This window comes from Planomonospora algeriensis (assembly GCF_977012225.1).
This window is the reverse complement of sequence record NZ_CDRNDK010000892.1, coordinates 1-1,196: the sequence shown is the minus strand read 5'-3', so window position 1 is coordinate 1,196 and position 1,196 is coordinate 1. Positions and strand designations below refer to the sequence as shown.

Annotated in this window: 2 protein-coding genes; both read left to right on the top strand. The window is 73.8% G+C overall.

Features of this window, described 5'->3' with window-relative positions:
• Window positions 1-758 (top strand): hypothetical protein (locus tag ACWJ6R_RS36700; protein WP_449066603.1); only part of this gene is annotated, 758 nt, incomplete at its 5' end.
• Window positions 759-816: 58 nt separating this feature from the next.
• Window positions 817-1,101 (top strand): DUF2510 domain-containing protein, encoded by a 285-nt coding sequence (locus ACWJ6R_RS36695; RefSeq protein WP_449066602.1) that lies wholly within the window; start codon window positions 817-819, stop codon window positions 1,099-1,101.
• The last annotated feature ends 95 nt before the right edge of the window (window positions 1,102-1,196 follow it).

Below are 1,196 nucleotides of genomic sequence, written 5' to 3'. Positions count from 1 at the left end.
GCCCTGCTCGCCGGCCGCGACCTGCTGCCCCTCGGGGTCTCCCCGCCCGCGACGGGCTGACGGAGACCGCGCGCCGGTGGTCCGTGCACGAGGAGCCCACCCGGGCGGCGCATCCGGCTCCGGTCCCGCTCCCGGCAGGCCGGGACGAGGAAGAGGAGGCCGTCACGCTGCTCCAGGTCCCGGAGGACGGCGGGAGCCGTACCGGAGCCTCGGTGCGGTTCGGTCCCGGGGTGCCGGTGGAGACGCCCGCGGCGCGGATCTGGCGGGAGGGCCGGAGCGGGCAGGCCACCGTGCTCGGCGCCGACCGGGGGCGGGCGTCCCGGCCCTCCCCGCCGTCCCGGTCGCCCGCCCGGCGGTACCGTACGGCGGTCTCCGCGGTGATCCTCGCGCTGATGGTCGCGGGAGCGGTGGTGGTCTGGCTGCTGCGGGGCCCGTCCGCCCCCCTGGTGGTGACCGGGGTGGAGGTGCTGGCGCCGAAGCAGACGCAGAAATGCGGCGAGAGCGTCACGATCCGGGGCGTGCTCACCACCAACGGCTCCCCGGGAGAGGTCCACTACCGGTGGAAGGTGAGCGACAAGGACGAACCGATCGAGCAGGACCACCGGATGGCGGCCGGGGAGACCGAACGGGTGGTGTCCCTGCGCTGGCAGGTGAAGGGCAAGGGGAGCTTCAAGGGAACGGCCACCCTGGAGGTGCTCTCGCCGGTACCGGACGGCGCGAAGATCTCCGACAAGGCGAGCATCACCTACAGATGCTGACGAAGCATCGCAAGGTCCACAATGCGCCGCATACCGGATTCTTACTACTCTGACCACCATGACCACGCAGACCCCCGCCGGCTGGTACCCCGATCCCTACGGTTCACCGCAGCTGCGGTGGTGGGACGGCAGCCAGTGGACCGACGCCACGCATCCGCTCGACGCGCCGCCGGCCGGGCAGGCCGGGCCTTCAACGCCGCAGGGATCCCAGTCCCAGGGACCTCAGGGCCCCCGGCGCAGGGCAGCCGGGAGCCCACCCTGCGACTCCCTTCCCGGAGACGGCGGGACAGAGCGGCATGACGGTTCAGATGGAGCAGCCTCAGTGGAGCGCCGCCCCCAATGACACCCTCTGGATGCCTCCCGCGGATCAGGAGGGCGCGACGCCCGCCGGGCCGTACGGGGGACCGGCGCCCGCCGCGCCGTACGCGCGCCCGCCCC

Bases quoted from the DNA above. Each gene is read 5' to 3' on its own strand.
- ACWJ6R_RS36695 (WP_449066602.1), top strand. From the start codon at position 817: ATGACCACGCAGACCCCCGCCGGCTGGTACCCCGATCCCTACGGTTCA.